Here is a 21635-nt window from a genome sequence, read left to right on the forward strand (position 1 = left end):
GCCAACATGAAAAACGACAACCTGCGCGCCGACCGTGACGAAATGGATGATTTCATCCCGCGCGCCCCGACCAAACGCGAAAAAAGCCTGGTGCTGCAAGTGGCGACCGGGGTGTTTCTCGGCGGCCTGGTCTTGTGGCTGGTGCAACTGGCGACCACCGCGGCTTACGCCAAGTTGATGATGGGCACCATCACCTTCGGCAGTTAAGCCAGTTCGCTCGCACGCTGGCTGGCGGCATCGTCATAGACAACGTACAGCGATTCGGCAATCTGGCTTTTGATGGCCTTGGCAGTTTCCAGGCCGAGGACAAAACCCTCAGCCTTGCCGCCAGCGCGGTTCAATTCTTCAGCGGTGCTGGCCTGAGTGATTGCATCGAAGAGTTTTTCGGCGTGCGGGCCGACGCCTTTTGGCAGGCTGATTTGAGCGGTGGTCATGCGAGCACCTCGATGTACAGTGATGTGTGATTCATGGCGCGTACCTTTTCGGCGAATGGCCGGCAGCGCGTGTGACCACTTCCGGGCGGCCATGGTAGACCCCTGAGGCGATTCTGGTAACCGCCAATTGCCGGTAAACCACCGTCTGTCCTGACGAATTGCACAATTCAACAACAGATGCTTGACTTCTCTTTTTGAATCAGTAACATACGCACCAATTCCGCAATAGCTCAGTTGGTAGAGCAAGTGACTGTTAATCACTGGGTCCCTGGTTCGAGTCCAGGTTGTGGAGCCAAATAGCAAAGCCCCTGAATCGAAAGGTTCAGGGGCTTTTTTGTGGGCGCTCGGAAAGATCAAAAAATCGCAGCCTGCGGCAGCTCCTACAATTTGAAATGCATTCCCCCTGATGGAGCTCCCGAAGGCTGCGATCTTTTGATCTCCACGAAAACGAAAAGGCCGATCTGTCTTCCAACAGATCGGCCTTTTTATTCGATCAGCGATCAAACATGCTCGCTGCTTTTCATCTGCACCTTCGGCGCACCGTGACCATGGTCGTGATCCGTGTCCACTTCGATCACCGGCACTTCCTTGCCATCGCAGTCATGCAGTTTGCCGTCGCTGAAGTAGTCACCCTCACGCAGCGCCGCCAGATCGCGATAACGCAGAGTTCTCTCCTCCGCCACCGCAAACACCGACTGCTGGTCAGAGTTGCCGGTAGTGAAGTGGTTGAACGCCAGATTAAGCAGGATCGCCATGATCGCCGACGAGCTGATGCCCGAGTGGAAAATGGTCGCGAACCAGCTCGGGAATTGATCGTAGAAGCTCGGCGCAGCAATCGGGATCATGCCGAAACCAATCGAGGTCGCAACGATGATCAGATTGACGTTGTTACGGTAGTCAACCTTCGACAACGTACGGATACCACTCGCGGCCACGGTGCCAAACAACACAATACCTGCGCCGCCGAGTACCGAGGTCGGCACTGCCGCGATCACTCGGCCCATGAATGGCAGCAGGCCAAGGACTACCAGAAACAGACCACCGGTGGCGACCACAAAACGACTCTTGATCCCGGTCACCGCCACCAGCCCGACGTTCTGGGCGAAAGCGCTCTGGGTGAACGAGCCGAAGATCGGCGCAAACATGCTCGACAGCATGTCCGCGCGCAGTCCATTGCCCAGACGTTTGGAATCGACCTTGGTGCCGATGATTTCACCCACCGCGAGAATGTCCGCCGAGGTTTCCACAAGCGTCACCATGACCACGATGCACATCGACAGAATCGCTGCGAAGTGGAAAGTCGGCATGCCGAAATGGAACGGCGTCGGGAAGCCGAACATCGGGCCGGTGGTGACGCCAGAGAAGTCGGCCATGCCAAGGAACACGGCCAGCACCGTGCCGATCACCATAGCCAACAGGATCGACAAGCGCGAGATGGTCGAGCTGCCGACCTTGCTCAGCAGTAACACCAGCACCAGCGTGACCGCCGCCAGACCAATGTTCTGCATGCTGCCGAAGTCCGGCGCCTGGCTATTGCCGCCCATGGCCCAGCGCGCGGCCACCGGCATCAGCGTGAGGCCGATGGTGGTGATCACAATGCCGGTCACCAGCGGCGGGAAGAACTTGGTAATGCGCGAGAACACCGGGGTAATCAACAGACCGATCAGCGACGCGGCAATCACCGCGCCAAGCACCGACTGGAAGCCACCCTCCCCGCCGCTGCTGACGATCGCGACCATGGTCGCAACGCCGGAAAACGACACACCCTGTACCAGCGGCAACTGACAGCCGAAAAACGGTAGACCCAGGGTTTGCAGCAGCGTCGCCAGCCCCCCCGCAAACAATGAAGCAGCAATCAACAAACCAATGTCTGCGGGCGACAGCCCGGCCGCCTGACCGATGATCAGTGGCACCGCGACGATACCGCCATACATGGTCAGAACATGTTGCAGGCCGTAAGCCATATTCGCGCCGACCCCGAGGTTTTCGTCCTCGGGCCGTTGGTGTGAAACATGGGGCGTTTTCATGGTGGGGGGGTTCCCTGGTTTTTGTTATGCGCACACTGTATTCAATACTCGTGACAAATGTCCATAGAGTTGTATACAACTTATCAGTCAGATAATGGATAGGTAGCCACCCAAGCTTCTATCCCGCGGCTTCCATCCCCCACAAATCCGGCAACACATCCCCTCCTGCCCCTGCTCTATCTACCACTAGGCTGAAGTGTCCATGGCGACCGACGGTGCGGTCGCGCCCTTTTTTATACATATAAAGTATGCATAATGAAGTCATTCGACATTCAGTACGACAAAAGCAAGAACGCAGCCAATAAACTCAAGCACAGGGGTATCAGCCTTGCAGAGACTGAAGCGGTTTTTCACGATGAACGCGCACTGACCATTGAGGACAACGACCATGACGAACAACGCTGGATCACCCTCGGCCTCGATGCCAGGGGACGTTTATTGGTCGTTGCGTACAGTTACCGCGAAGCGAATGTCGTACGCGTTATTTCTGCACGTTTCGCCACCCCGAGCGAACGTTGCGAGTATTTTCTGGAGGCTTGACCGATGAAAGATGAATATGACTTCTCTCAGGGCAAACGTGGCGCAGCGGTGTCCACCAAGGGCAAAACCCGCATCACCATCATGCTCGACGATGCCGTTATAGACGCCGCGCGCACGGTGGCGGAAAACGAGGGGTTTGGTTATCAGACAGTGATCAACAACACCCTGCGCCATGCGCTGCTCGACAGCGCTGGCGATAAGGGCCAAGCCGATGACTCGGCCCATTCCGGGCAGTTCAAGAAGGGCATCACGGCTGCCGACCTCAAGAGCCTTGAGAAGAAACTGTCGGCAGCGGTAGGGGAAATTCGCCGGGTATTGGAGCCGGATGCGAAGCCATAGGCCTCAGCCCGGGACAATCAACCGCGCCAAGGTGTCGCGCACATGCGGCCGCTCAGGCAAATGTAGATCGAACTCCTGCAGCAGCAACTCAATCAGTTCATCGACGTCGATGACATCACGCCGCTCGCTCTCGGCACCGATGCGGTGGATCGCGAAACTGCCATTGTTCAATGTGCGCCGCCAGCCATCGCCAGTACGCGCAACCATCAGGCGATTGGCAAACGGTGATTGCGGATGCGTCGAGACGTACCAGTTGCCGATGGTGAAATCGATGTCTTCCTGGCGTTGCAGATCGAACAGGTACATCGGCCGCCATTCGCCCCCGACATTGGCGCGCAGCATGTAGCCATCGGGTTGTTTTTCGATGCGATAAGGTTCGTGCGGTGTGGCTTGCTCGGCCTCGGTATCCAGCATCAGCGGTGCGGTCGGCACCATGCCGCCGAAGCCGACATCGGTGACGTAGCGCACGCCGTCCAGGGTGACCAGACTCAAGCGGTGGGTGCGCGCGGCCCAGGTGCCTTCGGGCTGATTCATGACCACTCGCCCGCTGATGGCACGAACGTCGAAGCCCAACTCAAGCAACAGGGCAAAAAACAGATGATTGAGTTCGTAGCAGTAACCGCCGCGCCCACTGTGCAAGACTTTCTGCTCGATCGAGGCAAGATCGATCAATACCGGGGCGCCGGTGACCGTTGCGAGATTTTCAAAGGTGAAAGCGCCGGTATGGCGCCATTGCAACTCGCGCAGGGTTTCCAGGGTCGGCGGCGGTGGCGCCTCGAAACCCAGGCGTTGCAGGTATTGTTTCAGATTCGTCAGACGTGGCTCACTCATTGCTCAGTCCTTATGCATGGGGCCGCAAGTCACTGCGTTGATGGTCGCCATGTATACGGTATGGGGCATCGAATTCGACAATTGATTTCACCAATCGCCTTTAACGTTTTTTCCGTGAACCGATGCGAATCCATGTCGGTGCATGGTCGCTGGCGTGCGGTTCATTGCGCACCCAGGCATCTACGCCGGCCTCATGCAGGTAAGGACTCAGCACCGGATTGAGTAACAGATGATCGATGCGCAGGCCGGAGTTGCTCTGCCAGTGCTGGCGGAAATAATCCCAGAAGGTATAGAGCCGCTCTTCGGGGTACAGATGCCGCAGCGAATCGGTCCAGCCCTGATCCAGCAATCGCTGATAACACTCGCGGCTTTCGGGTTGCAGCAACGCATCCTTCAGCCATGACCGAGTGTTGTAGATGTCCATGTCGGTGGGCACGACGTTGTAGTCGCCGGCCAGCACCACGGGGTGATCACTGCTTTGCAGGTCTTTCGCATAGGCGATCAACCGTTCGAACCATGCCAGTTTGTAATCGAATTTCGGCCCCGGCTGCGGGTTGCCGTTGGGCAGGTACAGGCAACCGACCAACACGCCGTGCACCGCTGCTTCCAGATAGCGGCTGTGCTTGTCCTCGGGATCACCAGGCAAGCCGCGCCGACTCTCCAGTGGTTGCGCATCGCGGGCGAGGATCGCCACTCCGTTCCATGCCGCCTGACCGTGCCAGATCGCGCCGTAACCGGCCGCTTCCAGTTCGGTGGCGGGGAACGCGCTGTCGAGCGATTTGAGTTCTTGCAGACAAACGATGTCCGGCTGCTCGCGCTTGAGCCACTCCAGCAGATTGGGCAGCCGCGCGCGCAGGCCGTTGACGTTGAAGGTGGCGATCCGCAGGTTTTTCATCGTCCGGGGCTCGTGTCAGAGGTTGTGAAAAATCTGACCTGATCGCCCCCGCACTGGTTGCATTGAATCGTTCCGCGACGGCGTGCGACAACAGCGCTCAAAGGCTCAGGCGCGACTGCGCAGCCACTGCAAAAATCCTCTCTTTGGCGCCACCACCGGCGCTTCCTCGGTCAGCGATTGCGCCTTGTGCAGACGGTAATCAAACAGCGCCGTCATTGCATCGTTGATGTCGCGCCGCGCATCGAGACACGGCTTGAGATAGGACTTCTCGATGCGATACAGGGCGCAAAAGGTTTTTGCCGTGAAATCCGCCGGCAACGACGTATCGGCGAGAATTCCGGCCTCGCCGATCACTTCCCCCGGGCCCATGCGCCCGGACTCGAACGGTGTGCCGTTACGTTTCAATGTCACCGAGACCACCCCCGACTCGACAATGAACAAGTGATCGCTGACCTCCCCGCCCGCCAGAATCACCTCACCGGCGCGGAAAGTTTGCAGGACCATGTTCTGGCTGAAGGTGTCCTTTTCTTCCTGGCGCAACGTCGAAAAGATCGGTGAGCTGTCGAGCAACGCACGCGGTCGCGACGAATGGGTCGGTGCGTCACCTTCATTGCTCGACAGCAGATTGACCCCGGATGCCTGCAAGTGCCGATACGCCAGATCAAACAGCTGATTGCGTACCAACCGCTTCTCGCTCATCGAGGCAACGAAACCGCTGATCTCGTATTCGGCGCCACTGCTGCCAGAGCTTTTCAACGCCACGCTCGGTGCGGGCGTGTCGAGCAGTTGCCGACAGCCCTGCATCGCCCGCTCCAGCGCGTCGATCACCGAATGGGGACGCGCATTGGGGCTGACCTGCACGCTGACCGATACGCCGAACATATTGCTCGGCCGACTGAAGTTGATGATCTTGGCCTTGGCCGCCAACGAATTGGGAATCACCGCCATGCTTCCCTGACTGGTTTGCAGACGCGTGGCACGCCAGTCGATATCAGTGACGCGGCCTTCGGTGCCGTCGATGGAAATCCAGTCATCCAGCTGATACGGCTTGGTGGTGTTGAGGACGATGCCGGAAAACACGTCGCTCAGCGTGCTCTGCAAGGCCAGACCGACGATGATCGCCAGTGCGCCGGACGTCGCCAGCACTCCTTTGACCGGCAGATCCAGCACGTACGCCAATGCCGCGATGATTGCGATCAGGAAAATCACCGCGCCGAGCAAATCCTGGAGCAGCCGCCCGGTGTGCCCGACCCGCTGCATCATGACCGCACCGATCAACACCGTTAGCGTGCGCGCGCCGAATAACCACCAGCCGATCTGCAACCCGGTCGCCGCCAGGTGCAGAGGAACGTTGTCGGCCCATGGCGCAGGCTCCATCGGATTGAGCCCTTCGTTGAACAGCAGAAGGCTGAACACCGCGAAAATCAGCACCCGCACCAGCAGTTTCCATTCACTGCCATGGGAGCTGATCAGACGCCAGAGTCCGAGATCGAGCAGGATCAGGATAAACGCGCAAAACAACGGATGTTCAGTCAGCAGAGACAGCATCAAACAACTCCGACGAAGGCTAATCGCGCGAAGATCGCACAGATTGGGGACAGTGTAGGAGTAATTGATTTCAACCCCCGCAACAAAAAAACTGTAGGAGCTGCCGCAGGCTGCGATCTTTTGATCTTTAAAAACCAGATCAAAAGATCGCAGCCTGCGTCAGCTCCTACGGGGGGTGTGGTGTGGTTGGAATTACCCGTGCATTCGGCCAAAACGCCCGGACTGGAAGTCGGCGAAGGCCTGGTGGATTTCCTGCTCGGTGTTCATCACGAACGGGCCGTGGCCGACGATCGGTTCGTCGATCGGCTCGCCGCTCAGCAGCAACACCACGGCGTCGGTTGCAGCTTTGAGAGCCAGTTGACGGCCGTCGCGCTCGAACAACACCAGTTGCCCCTGCTCCGCCGATTCTTGTTCATTGATCTGCACCGAACCTTTCAACACCACCAGCGCAGTATTGCGTCCTTCGTGCAGATCCAGCGCCAGCAACTTGCCAGCGTTCAGGCGCAGATCCCAGACATCAATTGGCGTGAAGGTACGCGACGGACCTGTATGGCCGTCGAACTCACCGGCGATCAAACGCAGGCTGCCGGCATTGTCCTTGAGCGCAATGCGCGGGATGTCACGATCGAGAATTGTCTGGTAACCCGGCGCAGCCATCTTGTCCTTGGCGGGCAGATTGACCCACAGCTGAACCATTTCCAGCTTGCCACCGGTTTTGGCGAAGTTTTCCGAGTGGAACTCTTCGTGGAGTATTCCGGAAGCGGCGGTCATCCATTGCACATCGCCCGGGCCGATGGTGCCACCGCTGCCCGTGGAGTCGCGGTGCTGCACCTCACCGTCGTAAACAATCGTCACGGTTTCAAAACCTCGGTGCGGATGCTGACCCACGCCGCGCTGCTCGGTGGTCGGCGTAAATTCGGCAGGCCCCGCGTGATCGAGCAACAGGAACGGGCTGATGTGTTGGCCGAGGTTGTCGTAGGAAAACAGTGTGCGAACCGGAAAACCATCGCCGACCCAATGGCCGCGAGGGCTGGTGTAAATACCGATGATGTTTTTCATGATTGGCTCCAAAGGTGTGGATGACGCAATGGATTAAGCTTAATTGCATGACGATGATTGCACTAGACGGCAAAAATCAGCTTCAGCGTTCTATCTGGAGGACAGTGAACTTCTGCAGCCTCAAGACCGAGTCGCGGCGATCGCAGGCAAGCCAGCTCCCAGAAGTTTTCGGGATGTAAATACAATTCAGCACCAACACAATTCCCTGTGGGAGCGAGCTTGCTCGCGAAGAGGCCAGCCCAGACAACAGAAATCTCGGAATTGATTCATGATTTCTGATCAACAATGCTTTGCGCTACCAACGGTTTTTCCCACAAAAGCAAACGCGGATACTCCCCCCATTCCCACTGCAACCCCTGGAGTCTTCATGTCTGTTCCCGCTTTCGGCCTTGGTACGTTCCGCCTGCAAGGCCAGGTGGTCATCGATTCAGTGAGCACCGCCCTCGAACTCGGCTATCGGGTCATCGACACTGCACAGATCTATGAGAACGAAGCCGACGTCGGCCAGGCCATCGCCGCTAGCGGCATCCCGCGGGAAGAGCTGTTTATCACCAGCAAGATCTGGGTTGCCAACTTCGCCAAAGAGCGCCTGATCGACAGCCTCAAAGAGAGCCTGCAAAAACTGCAGACCGACTACCTCGACCTGACGTTGATCCACTGGCCATCGCCGGACGATCAAGTGCCCGTCGAAGAGTTCATGACGGCCCTGCTGGAAGCCAAGCGTTTGGGCCTGACCCGGCAGATCGGTATTTCCAACTTCACCATCGACCTGATGAAACAGGCGATTGCTGCCGTCGGTGCCGACAACATCGCGACCCATCAGATCGAGCTGCATCCGTACCTGCAAAACCGCAAAGTAGCCGGGTTCGCCCAGAGTCAGGGCATCCACATCACCTCATACATGACCCTCGCCTATGGCGAAGTGCTGAAAGACCCTCTGATCCAGCAGATCGCCGAACGCCTGCACGCCACCCCGGCGCAAGTCACTCTGGCCTGGGCCATGCAGTCGGGTTATGCGGTGATTCCGTCATCGACCAAACGCGCCAACCTGCAAAGCAATCTCGGCGCCACAACCCTGACGTTGAGCGATGCCGACATGGCGCAAATCGCCACGCTGGATCGCGGCCATCGCCTTACCAGCCCCAAAGGCATTGCGCCTGACTGGGATTAATCAGCGCGATTGAATGCTCAGCCCTGAAGACGCTGCGCGAGACCATTCATGGCCTCGCGCAGCGTATGGATCGCCATAACCACGGTATCGGCGTCGGCCTCGATACACGCCTGTTCAAGACCCGCGCAAGCTGCCACCACACGCGCTGCCCCCACCATCTGCGCGCCGCCCTTGATGTGATGGGCCAGTTCGTGCAACCCGTCGCTGTCATGCTCGTGGTTCAACTCTTCGAGGCGTTGCAAATCGTTATGCAGGCTGCGCAAAACTTCTTCACGCAGGTGATCAATCATCGAGTGATCATCGCCGGCCATCTGCTCCAGCGCGCTCAGGTCGATTTCTGTCAGGGCCATGTCTTCGACCGGTTCGACACCACTGTCGCAATGGCTGGCCCCCGTCAACGCCTGCTGCAAATCGTGCAAGCGAATCGGTTTGAACAGGCATTCGTCCATGCCGGCATCGAGGCAACGAACCGTCTCCTCGACCTGAGCATTGGCGGTGAACCCGATCAACAGACAAGGCGCGCGGCCGCTCGCGGCTTCTTCGTCACGGATGGCCCGCGCCAGTTCATAGCCGTTGCGCCGCGGCATGTTGCAGTCGGTGATGACCACGTCGAAAGGCTGTGTCCGCCAACGTTCCAGTCCTTCATAGCCATCTTCGGCGGCAATCGTTCGATGGCCCAGCTCACTCAACTGCCAGCACAGCAACAAACGGTTCACCGGATGATCATCCACCACCAGAACGCTCAGTGGGCACACAGGCATATCCTGCGTCAGCGGTGTTGCCGGGGCATGCGCGATACCGGCCAGCAGCGGCAGTTCGAGGTTGACCTGCACTTGCGTACCGCGACCCGGCTCGCTGTCGAGGTGCAACCAGCCGCCCATCATTTCGCAGAGGCTGCGACTGATCACCAAGCCCAATCCGGAACCACCGCGCGCCGATTGAGCGTTATTGCTCGCCTGTACGAAAGGGCTGAACAACCGTTGCCGATCCTGCGCACTGATGCCAATCCCGCTGTCTTTGATGACCACTTTCACGGCCAGTCGCTCCGCCGACACCGCTGTCACTTTCAGCCACAGGCTCACCTCGCCGTCTTCAGTGAACTTGATCGCGTTGCTGAGCAAGTTCGACAACACTTGTTTGAAGCGCGTCGGGTCAATCAATACATCGACGTCACTGTGCTCACCTAACTCGACGTGCCACAACAGGCTCTTCTGTCGCGCCAGCCCTTCAAACACCCGGCACACCGACACCACCAGTTCCCGCAGGTTGGCCCGCTCGGGAGCCAGGGACAAATGCCCGGTTTCAATGCGCGCGATGTCGAGGATGTCGCCGATCAGTGCCAGCAACTGTTGCCCGGCATTGGATGCCACCTGAATGGCCAGGCGATCGGTCACGCCCTCATCGGCGCGTTTGAGCGCCAGCTCGAGCATCCCGATCAATGCATTCATCGGCGTACGAATTTCATGGCTCATAGTCGCCAGAAACGTGGTTTTGGCCCGATTGGCGTCGTCCGCGGCGTCCTTGGCCTGCTGCAATTTTTGTAACCACTGCTGACGCTGACGGATCTGTCTGCGCTGAAAACCGATCCAGATCAGCGCCGCCAACAGCAGGCTCGCCGCCCCGGCAAAACCCAGCAGAATCTCACGGCGATGTCGTAGCCAATAGCTCTCTTCCACCACCACATCATGACTCCAGCGTGCAACCAGTTCGTCCATCTGTTGCGGAGCGATGCTCAGCAATGCCTTGTTCAGGATCGAATGAAGCATCGAAGATTGTGGCGCGGTGGCCAAGGCAATACGGGCCGGTTGATCGCCAATGGTGCTGGCAATACGCAGACGCTCGCGATGCTGACGGGCAATCACAAATCGCGCCACCAGCAACGAACTGACGGTGGCGTCAGCCTGCCCCTTGGCAATCAACGCTATGCCTTCGGCGGGGCTTTTGACTTCGACAAAACGTAATGCCGAGACCCGTTCCTGCAAATAGCCGCGCAACGGGTGGCCGCGATAAATCGCCAGCCGTTTACCCACCAACTCATCGAGGTTGCGCGGGCTTGCCTCGGTTGTCGCACTGACCAGCACAAACGGATTGCTCATGTAGGCCCGAGTGAATCGCAGTTCGTTTTCACGCTCGCTGCTGGGCGTCACCACGGGTAACACGTCAAGCTCACCGACCTGCAGTTGCTCGATCTGTCGATCCAGCGACTGCCCGCGCACGACCTCGAAATTCAGCCCGCTGCGCTGACTGATCAGGCTCAACAGTTGCGCCGCCAGCCCACTGAAACGCCCATCTGCGTCAAAAAAACTCAGCGGGGCAAAATCTTCGATACCGCCAACCCGCACCACCGGATGTTGATCCAGCCACTGCTGTTCTGCGGCACTGAGCTGCACCCGTGTTTGTTCAGCCATCTCGGCAAGACCGACGCTCCAGCGTTGTTCGATACGTTGCCGATGCTCCATGGGAATCGCCGCCAACGCGTTGTCGACGAGACGTTTGAGGCGCACATCGCTGCGCATCAGCGCAAAGCCGAACGGGTTGGCATCAAGTCCCGCGGGCCCTGCCAATTGCAGGTCATTTCGATAATTGGTGTTGATCAAGTAACTGGCACTGATGAAATCGCCCAGATAAACATCATCCGCACCGAACGCCACGGCTCCCAGTGCATCCATTGCCGAGGCGTAAAGTTGCACGCTCGCCTCAGGGTAGAACGCCTGCACCGTCGCCAGCCGCATGTAATCCTCGACCATGGCGACACGCTTGCCCGAGAGATCCATCGGCATGGACTCTTCGAGCCGGGTAACCAGCATTGGCTGATCTTCGGCATAAGGTCGGGACAGAACGATCGCAGGGTCGGCGATCTCAAAACTGTTGGATGTCCCCAATACATCGAGATCGCCACGTTTGAGTGCCGCCATCACCGCATCCCGGTTGGTAAACCGCCGGACTTCGATTCTGAGGCCCAGCAGTTGCGCCAGCAGGTCGGCGTAATCGGCTGTGAGCCCTTCCAGTTCATGCTGATTGCGGGTGATCTCGAACGGTGGGTAATCGCGACCTGAAATGCCCATCCGCAACACCGGATGCTGACGCAACCATTGGCGGTCTTGTTCGTCCAGACGGATCTGGACATTATCCAGCCCGGAGCGAGTCAACACCTCAAGAACCTGCGGCGCTTCACTCGCCCAGCAAGAGGTAACAAGGCTAAGCCACAGCCAACAGACACGCCCTCCCTGGCTCATGTTCGGTTACTCAGATCAAATGATTGCGCTTGGCGAAATCGCGCAAGTGCACCGCTGTACCCATCCCGAGCTTCTTCATCAGTCGGGTTTTATATGTACTGACCGTTTTATGGCTGAGGTGCATGTCCTCGGCAATTGTCTTGTTGGGCTTGCCCTGCGCCAGTTGCACGAAAATGCTCAACTCTCGATCGGAGAGCTGATCGATCATCTGTTTTTCCGTGGTTTGCACTGCATTCAACACGCTGACGTTGTCCGGCATCGCGGAAAAATAGGTGTAGCCCGCCATCACTGCCTGAATGGCTTTGTGCAGCTGTTGCAGTTGATTGGTCTTGGTGACGTAAGCCATCGCCCCAGCGCGCAGACACCGCTCCTGGAAAAACAAGGCTTCGTGAGTACTGAACACCAGAAGTTTGCACTTAAGGTCGTTGGCCTTGATTCGAGCCATGACGTCCAGCCCGTCGAGTGCTGGCAGACCCAAGTCAAGCACGACCAACCGGGGCTGGTGCTCGCGGATCATTTGCAGCACCTCGTTGCCACTGGACGCCTCGTGAATCTCCTTGAAACCCTCGGATTGCAGCACGATTCGGATGGCGGCGCGCACCACTGGGTGGTCGTCGACGATCAGCGCTGACTTCATTTCCACTCCCACTAAAAAATCTGGCAATAAGATCACCGGGATCGGCTGATCCAGACTCAATGGCTGCGCAGCGACTGTTGCACGCAATGGAATGGAAATCACCTGTCAGATCTGACAGTTGCGGCGCGAGTATTTTTATGCATAGGCCCGACGCTGCTCAACCACGGCCTGTTTCCACTGGGGTGCGTCGACCAACGCCATCAAGTGCCTGATTGCCTGTTCATTGGGCAGCGCCGCATGACTGATCTGCACGTTCTCCTGCGCGAAACCTGATTTCACCTGCAACGGCGCCGAAGGTTCGTTGTAGATCAGCGCATGCCGCACCTGGGGGTTGTCGAGGAAAAACCCCAGCAGATCCAGCGACCCCTTCGCCAGTTCAGCGTTGATAACCACCACGTCGAACGGTTCGCAGCCGTAGTCCACCAGCGTCAACAGCTCGGCGATACTCTGCACCGGGGCAACGCGGTAGTAGTTGAGGCCGTTGAACAGACGCTCGACTTTCATCCGGTGAAAATGCTGCGGATCGGCGATAAGGATACGCAGGGCTTTATTGATCATGGTCAATCTCCCGGTGATCAGGTTTTTCAGTGCGGCAAGACTACGCAACCTCAACGGCAGGTTCTGTAGGACATTTCCTAAAAAGTCATTCGCCCGAGATCTGCCGATAACTGCGCCGTTGCAGCCAGTTCAGCAAATCGGTTCCGGCCATCGGTCTTGCGTACCAATACCCCTGCCCTTGCGTGCATCCCAGTGCCAGCAGCTCGCGGCGCTGCGCATCGGTCTCGATGCCCTCGATCACCACGGTCATGCCGAGGGTTTCGCCAAGCGCCAAGGTGCTGCTGATTGCTGCCCGGCAACGGGGTTCACGCTCAAGGTTACGAATGAAATCAGCGTCAAGCTTGATCTCGTTGAAGGGCAACTGACACAAGCGTTGCAGCGAGGAAAACCCGGCCCCGAAGTCGTCGATCGACAAGCGACACCCCATCATCCGCAACCGCACCAGGCTTTCCAGGCTGGTAGCCGGCGCTTCCAGCAAACCGCTCTCGGTCAGTTCAAAGGTCAGGCCCGCGCCTTGAGCGGCGTGGCGCGCCAAAATGCCTTTGAGGGAGGCGGTCAGCTCAGCGTTGGCCAACTGCACGGCTTGCAGGTTGAACGCCAGATTCAGGACGAAACCCTGCTCCCGGGCGCTTCGCTGAATATCCAAAGCCTGATCGAGCTGAGAGAACAGCAATGCGTCGAGCAGGCCACAGCGTTCCAGCACCGGCATGAACAGCGCGGGCGAAATAATGCCGCGGGTTGGATGCAGCCAGCGACAGAGCACTTCTACACCGCAGACTTCACCGCTGCGCAGATTGAATTTTGGCTGATACCAGGCGTGCAACTGCCCATCGGCCAGTGCCCGCCGCACGGACACTTCACTCGCCAGAGTGACGAACGCAGGCGCAGCGTCGAGAAGGCTAGGCCGCTCAACATATTTGTCCAGCAGATCACCCAGCACCTGGACATGCAGTGGTTTGCCGACATCGCCCAGCAGGTCCAGACCGAGCAGCGTCACCATTTGATGCACCGCACGGCGCAGATCGGCCGACAACGAGCTGCTGATGATGACCGACTTTACCTGCCCGGACGCGCCTACGCGTTGCAAGAACTGCAGGCCGTCCATGCCCTCCATTTGCAAGTCGCACAGGGCAATGTCTACGCAGCCGATGTCCTTCAACAGGGCCAGTGCCTGCGCGCCGTCACTGGCTTCGTAAATCTGCCGGCACCCCAGGCTTTGCAAGATGCTGACCGCAACCGAGCGTTGGAACGCGTGATCCTCGAGCACCAGAATTCGAAGCGGCTGAAGTGACATGATCGTTGCCTCGTTGATGGTGGTATTGGCACAAGTGTCCGGCGTTTCTGCGTAGAACTCGTTAGGAAAAGTCTCAAATCTCATGGGACTTTTCCTAAATATCGAGGTGTTCAAGGAGTGCAGCCAGGGTTTGCCGGTCCGGCGTACGGATCAGCGTCAACTGGCGTCGCTGGTTGGCATAAATCGTTTCTGCCTGTGCCTGGCCACGACGTGCGTCATAAATCACACCGTGACGAATCTGCGAGTTGCTCTGGAAAAACCGCACCGGATCAATCCCGGCGGCAGCGATCAGCTCACCGTTGATGGCCAGCAGATCAAAGTGCTCGAACGGTTCGAACGAGTAATGGGTAACGCCCAGCAGTTCACGAAACGAACGCACCGGTGTGAGCGTGCGATATCCCAGTTCGTTGAGGGACTTGCAGATTCGGTTGCGCTCGATGAGTTGCTCTTCAGCAACGAGAATTCGCCAGTGTTTGTAGGACATTGATTTCGCCGGCCGTAGGAAATGTTTCCAATCAGCGGAACACTCTAATCAATGCACGCAGCAAAACATGTAGGACAAGTCTGATAAACGAGCGGGATTTCTGGAGGCGAACCAAGAAGAAAGCCACACCGCAATCACCGGCGTGGCTTACTTGATTGATCAAAGGCAGTGGGTGTCCTAGGAACGTCATTCAGTCGTACTCGGACTCCAGAATGCCTGCACCACGAGCGCCGACGTCGAGATCCGCGCGATCAGTGCATCCAGCTCATCGCCGTCCACCGAAGTGGTCGCCAGCGTCGCTTCGATCTCGACTTCGTCGGCGCCAAAGGCGTGCACATCGACGTCGCTGGCCGGATAGTTGCTGCGTTCCAGCTCGGCTTCGAGTAAGGCGAGCACAGCTTTTTGCTGTGAACGTCGGGCGATCACGTAGACGATATTGGTGACTTCGGCCGAGACCACGTCCAGTGGCTGGCGGTTGATGTTATTGACGATCGGCCGCAGCAACGTATTGGCGGCGAGGATGAACAGCGTGCCCAGCACGGCTTCGGCCAGCAGGTCGGCACCGGCGCAGGCACCCACTGCAGCGGAGGTCCACAAGGTGGCGGCGGTGTTGAGGCCACGCACGTTGCCTTCCTCACGCATGATCACCCCGGCACCGAGAAAACCGATGCCGGAGACAACGTAGGCCACCACGCGCACCGCGCCCTCAGCCCCGGCGAGACGGTTGGCCATGTCGACAAAAATCGCCGCGCCGACCGCCACCAGCACGTTGGTCCGCAGGCCGGCGGTGCGTTGCCGGTACTGTCGCTCGAAGCCGATCAGGCCGCCGAGAAGGAACGCGGCACTGAGGCTGATCAGGGTGTCGAGCAGCGAGGTGAGGTTGAGGTTGTTGATGGCTTGCATAGTCTTGTCCTTGAAAACATACCAATCCCCTGGGGGAGCAGCGTTGTACTGCTGTTACTGCCAGCCAAACCGGCGGATGTAGAAACCTTTCACTGCCTGAGTCAGCGCCATGTACGCCAGCAGAATCACCGGCAGGAACACGAAGTACATCGACGGCAACGCCTGCAATTTGAAGTAGTGCGCCAGCGGCCCCATCGGCAGGAAGATGCCGACCGCCATGATGATTCCGGTCATCACCAGCAGCGGCAGGGCTGCACGGCTTTGCACGAACGGAATCTTCGGCGTGCGGATCATGTGCACGATCAGCGTCTGGGTCAGCAGGCCCACCACGAACCAGCCGGACTGGAACAGCGTCTGGTGATCCGGGGTGTTGGCATCAAATACGTACCACATCAAGGCGAACGTTGTGATGTCGAAAATCGAACTGATCGGCCCGAAAAACAGCATGAAGCGCCCGACATCGCCCGGCTGCCAGCGTTGCGGTTTCTTCAGCATCTCCTCATCGACGTTGTCGAACGGAATGGCAATCTGCGAAATGTCGTAGAGCAGGTTTTGCACCAGCAGGTGCATCGGCAGCATCGGCAGAAACGGAATAAACGCACTGGCAACCAGCACCGAGAACACGTTGCCGAAGTTGGAACTGGCGGTCATCTTGATGTACTTGAGCATGTTGGCGAAGGTGCGACGCCCTTCGAGTACGCCCTCCTCCAGCACCATCAGGCTCTTTTCCAGCAGGATGATGTCTGCCGCTTCCTTGGCGATGTCCACCGCGCTGTCCACTGAAATACCGATGTCGGCGGTGCGCAACGCCGGTGCGTCGTTGATGCCATCCCCCATGAAGCCGACTACATGGCCGTTACCCTTGAGGATGCGCACGATGCGCTCCTTGTGCGACGGCGTCAGCTTGGCAAAAACGTTAGTGTTTTCCACCGCCACGGCCAGTTCGGCGTCGCTCATGCGCTCGATGTCGTTGCCCATCAGCAGGCCTTGCTGAGCGAGGCCGACTTCGCGGCAGATCTTCGCCGTGACCAACTCGTTGTCACCGGTCAGCACTTTCACCGCCACGCCATGTTCGGCCAAAGCCTTGAGCGCCGGCGCGGTGCTTTCCTTCGGTGGATCGAGAAACGCCACGTAACCGATCAGCGTCAGTTCCTGCTCATCAGCCAAGCTGTAGGTGTCGCGCCCCTCAGGCATCGAGCGGGCCGCTACTGCCACCACGCGTAAGCCTTCAGCGTTGAATGCTGCGGTGACCTGACGAATCCGGTTCAGCAATTCATCGCTCAAGGCTTCATCGACGTCGCCGTGACGCACACGGCTGCACACCGCCAGCACTTCTTCCACCGCGCCTTTGCAGATCAGTTGATGCGCCTGGCCGCGCCCTTCTACCACGACCGACATGCGCCGGCGATTGAAGTCGAACGGGATCTCATCGACCTTGCGAAACGCTGTGCCGACCTTCAGCTCACGGTGGACTTCCACATGTTCCAGCACGGCCACGTCCAGCAGGTTTTTCAGGCCGGTCTGGTAGTAGCTGTTCAGGTAAGCCATTTCCAATACGTCGTCAGAATCCTCGCCCCAGACATCAACGTTGCGTGCAAGGAAGATCTTGTCCTGGGTCAGCGTGCCGGTCTTGTCGGTGCACAGCACGTCCATGGCGCCGAAGTTCTGGATCGCGTCGAGGCGTTTGACGATGACTTTTTTGCGTGACAGAAATACCGCGCCTTTGGCCAGTGTCGAGGTGACGATCATCGGCAGCATTTCCGGGGTCAGCCCGACCGCAACGGACAGCGCAAACAGCAGTGCTTCGGTCCAGTCGCCCTTGGTGAAACCATTGATGAACAGCACCAGCGGCGCCATGACGAACATGAAGCGGATCAGCAACCAGCTGACTTTATTGACGCCTTGCTGGAACGAAGTGACCGCACGATCAGTAGCGCCGACACGCTGCGCCAGCGCACCGAAATAGGTGCTGTTGCCAGTGGTGAGAATCACCGCCACCGCAGTGCCAGACAAAACGTTGGTGCCCATGAACAGAATGTTGTCCAGCTCCAGCGGATTGCGTGTATCGCGATCAGCCTGACGCGGGAATTTCTCCACCGGCATCGATTCACCGGTCATCGCCGCTTGGCTGACGAACAGGTCTTTGGCGCTGAGCACCCGGCAATCGGCGGGAATCATGTCGCCGGCCGACAACACGATCAGATCGCCTGGCACCAATTGTTTGATCGGCAACTCGCTGCGCGGCGCATCACGTCGCATCACTGTAGCGGTGTTGCTGACCATCGCTTTAAGCGCGTCGGCAGCCAGGTTGGATTTGCTTTCCTGCCAGAAGCGCAGCAGCGTCGACAGCACCACCATGGAGAAAATCACCACGGCGGCTTTCATGTCTTCGGTCAGCCACGAGATCACTGCAAGCAGCGTCAGCAGCAGGTTGAACGGGTTTTTGTAGCAGTGCCACAGGTGGGTCCACCACGGCAGCGGCTGCTCGTGTTCGACTTCATTGAGGCCGTATTGCGCACGCAGTGCATCGACTTCGAAATCGGTAAGGCCATCGGAGTACGTGCCCAGTGAAGAGAGCAATGCTGAGCTGTCGCTGTGCGCGGCATCGACCAGAGTGTTGGCCAGAGTTGGCGGGACTTCACGGCTGACCGTGGTGTCGTTGATGGTTTCCAGCAACGCCAGGCGACGGAAGTGCCGGGCGATGTGGCGGGTACGCAGAAAACCTGCGAAAAATTCCTTGAGCGTAAATTTCATGGCTGTTGCCCCTGTGGTCAGCCGGGAAACCGTCAAGCAGGTACGACCGCGCCTCGTCCGCCGGAAAAACCGGCACGGCAAGGCATGGCGCGCCGGTCAGAAAAGACAGGCGTGTCGATAGGGCTGCGATGGCGACTTTAAATTCGACATCACGCTCTGTTCAGCGTCGATGAGAAGGACATCAAGACATGACCAAGGACTGGTCATGTAGGGGATGCCGCTGCTCGCTTTTACGGCGAGACAACGGCAAAAAAAATGCGCGTTATCTTGCCGAGAATCTGCCGGTTACCGAGACCGGCCGACAACTGTCACTCGAACAAGTACCCACTGTGGGTCTCCGCTATTGATGAAAACGCGCGAAGCTTACGCCTCGATGTCTGGAGAGTAAACCCGTGAAAAGCAGTGTGGCGGGGAATGTGCCGGATCTTCAGGAAGCGTTCAGGAAGGACTTTTTGCTGTTCTTGAGGGCCCCTTCGCGAGCAGGCTCGCTCCCACAGGGGATCTCCAGCGAACACGGTTTTTGTATTCATCGAAGATCCAAATGTGGGTGCGAGCCTGCTCGCGAAGGCGGTGGCTCATCAACGGTGATGGTGCCTGATCTGCCGCCATCGCTGGCAAGCCAGCTCCCACAGGGATCAGTGTTGTGTAAGCAATAGCTGACATCACACAAAATACTGTGGGAGCTGGCTTGCCAGCGATGGCGGTGTATCAGGCGGCGCAGATTCAGCTGGCAGTCGCCAACAGCAAATCCGCCATCGAACGGTGCCCACGATGCTTGCCATGTTCATACAGCGAGCCCGCAATCTCATCGGCACGAATCGGCAGCACCGATAACAATGTGTCGCTCAAACCATGACTGGCCTGGCAGAAGCCCTGCATGTAAATGCCAGCCTTGCAGCGCTCATCGGTGATCAGTTTGTAGTTGCGATCAACCTCGAACTCGCCCAGATATTCTTCCAGCGGCGCCAGCAATTTACGGTGCATCTGACGCTCGTAACCGGTGGCCAGTACCACGGCGTCGTACAGGCGCACGCTGACTTCGCCAGTGGCGTTGTTGCGTACCGCCAACTCGATGCCGTGTTCGGTGGCGGTAGCACTCTCAACGGTGGTCAGGGTGCGGAACGCATGACGGGCAATTCCGGAAACCTTCTGGCGATAGAAGATGCCGTAGATGCGCTCGATCAGGTCAATGTCGACCACCGAGTAGTTAGTGTTGTGGTACTCGTTGACCAGACGCTCACGCTCGGCACTGTTCTGCTGGAACACCAAGTCAGTGAACTCCGGCGAGAACACTTCGTTGACGAACGGGCTATCGTCCGCCGGCTTGAGGGCCGAGCCGCGCAGGATCATGTCGACCTGCACCGACGGGAACGAATCGTTCAGGTCGATGAACGCTTCCGCCGCGCTCTGCCCGCCACCGATGATCGCGATGCTCATCGGCTGATTGTTGACGCACGGCTGCCTGGCCATCTGCGACAGGTATTGCGAATGATGGAACACACGGTTGTCGCCCTTCAGCGCCTTGAACGCCTCGGGAATACGCGGCGTGCCACCGGCACTGACCACCACCGAACGGGTAGTCCGCACATGTTGTTGCCCCTGGCTGTCGCGGGAAATGACGCGCAGCGCTTCAACCTGATGGTTGTGCAGCACCGGCTCAATGGTCAGCACTTCTTCGCCATAACGGCTCTGCTCGGTGAACTGCCCGGCGACCCAGCGCAGGTAATCGTTGTACTCCATGCGGCACGGATAGAAGGTGCCCAAGTTGATGAAATCCACCAGGCGACCGTGGTACTTGAGGTAATTGACGAACGAGTACGGGCTGGTCGGATTGCGCAGGGTCACCAGATCCTTGAGGAAGGAAATCTGCAACTCGCTCTGGGTCGACAGGGTGTTGCCGTGCCAGCTGTAGTTGGCCTGTTTGTCGAGGAACAGCACATCCAGTTCACCCTGCGTCGGCCCGCGCTCTTGCAGCGCGATGGCCAACGCCAGGTTCGAAGGGCCGAAACCGACGCCGATCAGATCGTGAACGATGGGCGATGCAATTGCCTGTGTCATTTCCAGTGTCCTCTGGATGAACCCCTCAACCGTGGGGCTAAAGCCTGGGTGACCTGACCGGCCCGAAGCAGGACAGCAGATCGTCTGTTGAGTAGGAACGAGGACGGTGAAAAAAAATTTAACGAGGAAAGATCAATGGACATCCCATTGTTTGATCCGCAGGCGGCAATGTTTCATGGCATTGACGATGTGTTTTTCCACCAGCGCTTTGGAAATACCGAGGCTCTCGGCAATTTCGTTGTGGGACAGGCCTTCAATCTTGCGCAGCAGAAAACTGTCACGACACAGCTGTGGTAATTCCGCCAGCGCCCGCTGGAGCATCTCCAGGCGTTGGCCATGATCGAGCGTGCCGTGGGGGGACGGGGTGAAATAGCGCTCTTCATGGTCGAGCACTTCCAGCGGCTCGACCTGACGCAAGGCATTGCGCCGATGATCGTCGATCACCAGATTCAGCGCGGTGCGATAAAGAAACGCCCGAGGTTGCTCGATCGGCGTTTCACTGGAGCGTTCCAGCACCCGCAGATAAGCGTCATGCACCACATCCTCGGCCACCTGACGGTTGCCCAGCTTGGCGTTCAGGAAACACACCAGCTCGCGATAGTAGTTTTCCAACATGACTCCCGGCCGCAGCGATGCGGTTTCGATCCTTGAGCCAGCTCCGCTACGGTCAAAACGACAGTGGCAGGATGGTGGCAATTTCAGATGCGTAATTTATAGTAATTCTCATATAGATTTAAAGACTTGTTTCGATTTGCCCGACAAATTGTTAGGGGCTATACCTGTTAGCGCATTTTTCAGCGCTTAAATTTACCGCCCCTTTCCTCGTTTAAAGGACAGCTCCCCGTGTCTGTCGCGTTCTGCGCCAGC

19 protein-coding genes and 1 tRNA gene are annotated in these 21635 nt (G+C 58.1%); 5 read left to right on the forward strand and 15 right to left on the reverse strand.

Annotated elements, in window-relative coordinates; translation table 11 throughout:
- Positions 1-6 precede the first annotated feature (6 nt).
- Positions 7-207 (forward strand): hypothetical protein, encoded by a 201-nt coding sequence (locus AB4P92_RS05695; RefSeq protein ID WP_047300443.1) that lies wholly within the window; start codon positions 7-9, stop codon positions 205-207.
- On the opposite strand, the gene AB4P92_RS05700 is transcribed toward AB4P92_RS05695, so the two are convergent.
- Positions 204-434, reverse strand: a complete 231-nt coding sequence (locus tag AB4P92_RS05700; RefSeq protein ID WP_042558588.1) for a hypothetical protein — start codon at positions 432-434, stop codon at positions 204-206. The two genes, AB4P92_RS05695 and AB4P92_RS05700, sit on opposite strands and share 4 nt — an antisense overlap.
- A gap of 219 nt (positions 435-653) precedes the next feature.
- On the opposite strand from AB4P92_RS05700, the gene AB4P92_RS05705 reads away from it, so the two are divergent.
- Positions 654-729, forward strand: a tRNA-Asn gene (locus AB4P92_RS05705).
- A 205-nt stretch (positions 730-934) separates the two neighbouring features.
- Here AB4P92_RS05705 and AB4P92_RS05710 read toward each other — a convergent pair.
- Positions 935-2461, reverse strand: coding sequence for a nucleobase:cation symporter-2 family protein (locus tag AB4P92_RS05710; protein ID WP_042558587.1), 1527 nt, complete (start codon positions 2459-2461; stop codon positions 935-937).
- Between the two features lie 255 nt (positions 2462-2716).
- Here AB4P92_RS05710 and AB4P92_RS05715 point away from each other — a divergent pair, with 255 nt between their 5' ends.
- Both AB4P92_RS05715 and AB4P92_RS05720 read left to right on the forward strand, forming a co-directional pair.
- Positions 2717-3001: a BrnT family toxin gene (locus AB4P92_RS05715; RefSeq protein ID WP_395599070.1), complete on the forward strand. Its 285-nt coding sequence runs from the start codon at positions 2717-2719 to the stop codon at positions 2999-3001.
- 3 nt (positions 3002-3004) lie between these two features.
- Positions 3005-3340, forward strand: coding sequence for a BrnA antitoxin family protein (locus AB4P92_RS05720; RefSeq protein WP_042558586.1), 336 nt, complete (start codon positions 3005-3007; stop codon positions 3338-3340).
- Positions 3341-3343: 3 nt separating this feature from the next.
- On the opposite strand, the gene AB4P92_RS05725 is transcribed toward AB4P92_RS05720, so the two are convergent.
- The 4 genes from AB4P92_RS05725 to AB4P92_RS05740 form a co-directional block, all read right to left on the reverse strand.
- A complete protein-coding gene (locus AB4P92_RS05725; protein WP_395599071.1) occupies positions 3344-4171 on the reverse strand; it encodes an arylamine N-acetyltransferase in 828 nt (275 codons plus the stop codon).
- A 100-nt stretch (positions 4172-4271) separates the two neighbouring features.
- On the reverse strand, positions 4272-5066 hold the full coding sequence (gene xth / locus AB4P92_RS05730) for an exodeoxyribonuclease III (protein WP_395599072.1): 795 nt from the start codon (positions 5064-5066) through the stop codon (positions 4272-4274).
- Positions 5067-5171: 105 nt separating this feature from the next.
- On the reverse strand, positions 5172-6614 hold the full coding sequence (locus tag AB4P92_RS05735) for a mechanosensitive ion channel domain-containing protein (protein ID WP_395599073.1): 1443 nt from the start codon (positions 6612-6614) through the stop codon (positions 5172-5174).
- 192 nt (positions 6615-6806) lie between these two features.
- A complete protein-coding gene (locus AB4P92_RS05740) occupies positions 6807-7673 on the reverse strand; it encodes a pirin family protein (RefSeq protein WP_047300438.1) in 867 nt (288 codons plus the stop codon).
- Between the two features lie 367 nt (positions 7674-8040).
- Between AB4P92_RS05740 and dkgB the strand changes: the two genes are divergently transcribed.
- Positions 8041-8844, forward strand: a complete 804-nt coding sequence (gene dkgB, locus AB4P92_RS05745; RefSeq protein WP_042558581.1) for a 2,5-didehydrogluconate reductase DkgB — start codon at positions 8041-8043, stop codon at positions 8842-8844.
- A 17-nt stretch (positions 8845-8861) separates the two neighbouring features.
- On the opposite strand, the gene AB4P92_RS05750 is transcribed toward dkgB, so the two are convergent.
- From AB4P92_RS05750 to AB4P92_RS05790, 9 genes are all read right to left on the reverse strand, one after another.
- Positions 8862-12080 carry a transporter substrate-binding domain-containing protein gene (locus tag AB4P92_RS05750; protein ID WP_395599074.1) on the reverse strand — a complete coding sequence of 1073 codons (3219 nt, stop codon included), beginning with the start codon at positions 12078-12080 and terminating at the stop codon, positions 8862-8864.
- Between the two features lie 10 nt (positions 12081-12090).
- Positions 12091-12717, reverse strand: coding sequence for a response regulator (locus AB4P92_RS05755; protein WP_395599075.1), 627 nt, complete (start codon positions 12715-12717; stop codon positions 12091-12093).
- 135 nt (positions 12718-12852) lie between these two features.
- Positions 12853-13275 (reverse strand): chemotaxis protein CheY, encoded by a 423-nt coding sequence (locus tag AB4P92_RS05760; RefSeq protein ID WP_395599076.1) that lies wholly within the window; start codon positions 13273-13275, stop codon positions 12853-12855.
- Between the two features lie 85 nt (positions 13276-13360).
- Positions 13361-14569: an EAL domain-containing protein gene (locus AB4P92_RS05765; protein ID WP_261737088.1), complete on the reverse strand. Its 1209-nt coding sequence runs from the start codon at positions 14567-14569 to the stop codon at positions 13361-13363.
- Positions 14570-14663: 94 nt separating this feature from the next.
- Positions 14664-15053, reverse strand: a complete 390-nt coding sequence (locus AB4P92_RS05770; protein WP_395599077.1) for a hypothetical protein — start codon at positions 15051-15053, stop codon at positions 14664-14666.
- A gap of 186 nt (positions 15054-15239) precedes the next feature.
- A complete protein-coding gene (locus tag AB4P92_RS05775) occupies positions 15240-15956 on the reverse strand; it encodes an MgtC/SapB family protein (RefSeq protein ID WP_042558576.1) in 717 nt (238 codons plus the stop codon).
- A 54-nt stretch (positions 15957-16010) separates the two neighbouring features.
- A complete protein-coding gene (gene mgtA, locus AB4P92_RS05780) occupies positions 16011-18710 on the reverse strand; it encodes a magnesium-translocating P-type ATPase (RefSeq protein WP_395599078.1) in 2700 nt (899 codons plus the stop codon).
- A 723-nt stretch (positions 18711-19433) separates the two neighbouring features.
- Complete coding sequence (locus AB4P92_RS05785; protein WP_261735628.1) at positions 19434-20768, reverse strand: lysine N(6)-hydroxylase/L-ornithine N(5)-oxygenase family protein; 1335 nt, start codon at positions 20766-20768, stop codon at positions 19434-19436.
- A 132-nt stretch (positions 20769-20900) separates the two neighbouring features.
- Complete coding sequence (locus AB4P92_RS05790; RefSeq protein ID WP_315903197.1) at positions 20901-21383, reverse strand: sigma-70 family RNA polymerase sigma factor; 483 nt, start codon at positions 21381-21383, stop codon at positions 20901-20903.
- Positions 21384-21635 lie beyond the last annotated feature (252 nt).

This window comes from Pseudomonas sp. A0308 (assembly GCF_044218815.1).
In the GTDB taxonomy this organism is placed as follows: Bacteria; Pseudomonadota; Gammaproteobacteria; order Pseudomonadales; family Pseudomonadaceae; genus Aquipseudomonas; species Aquipseudomonas iridis.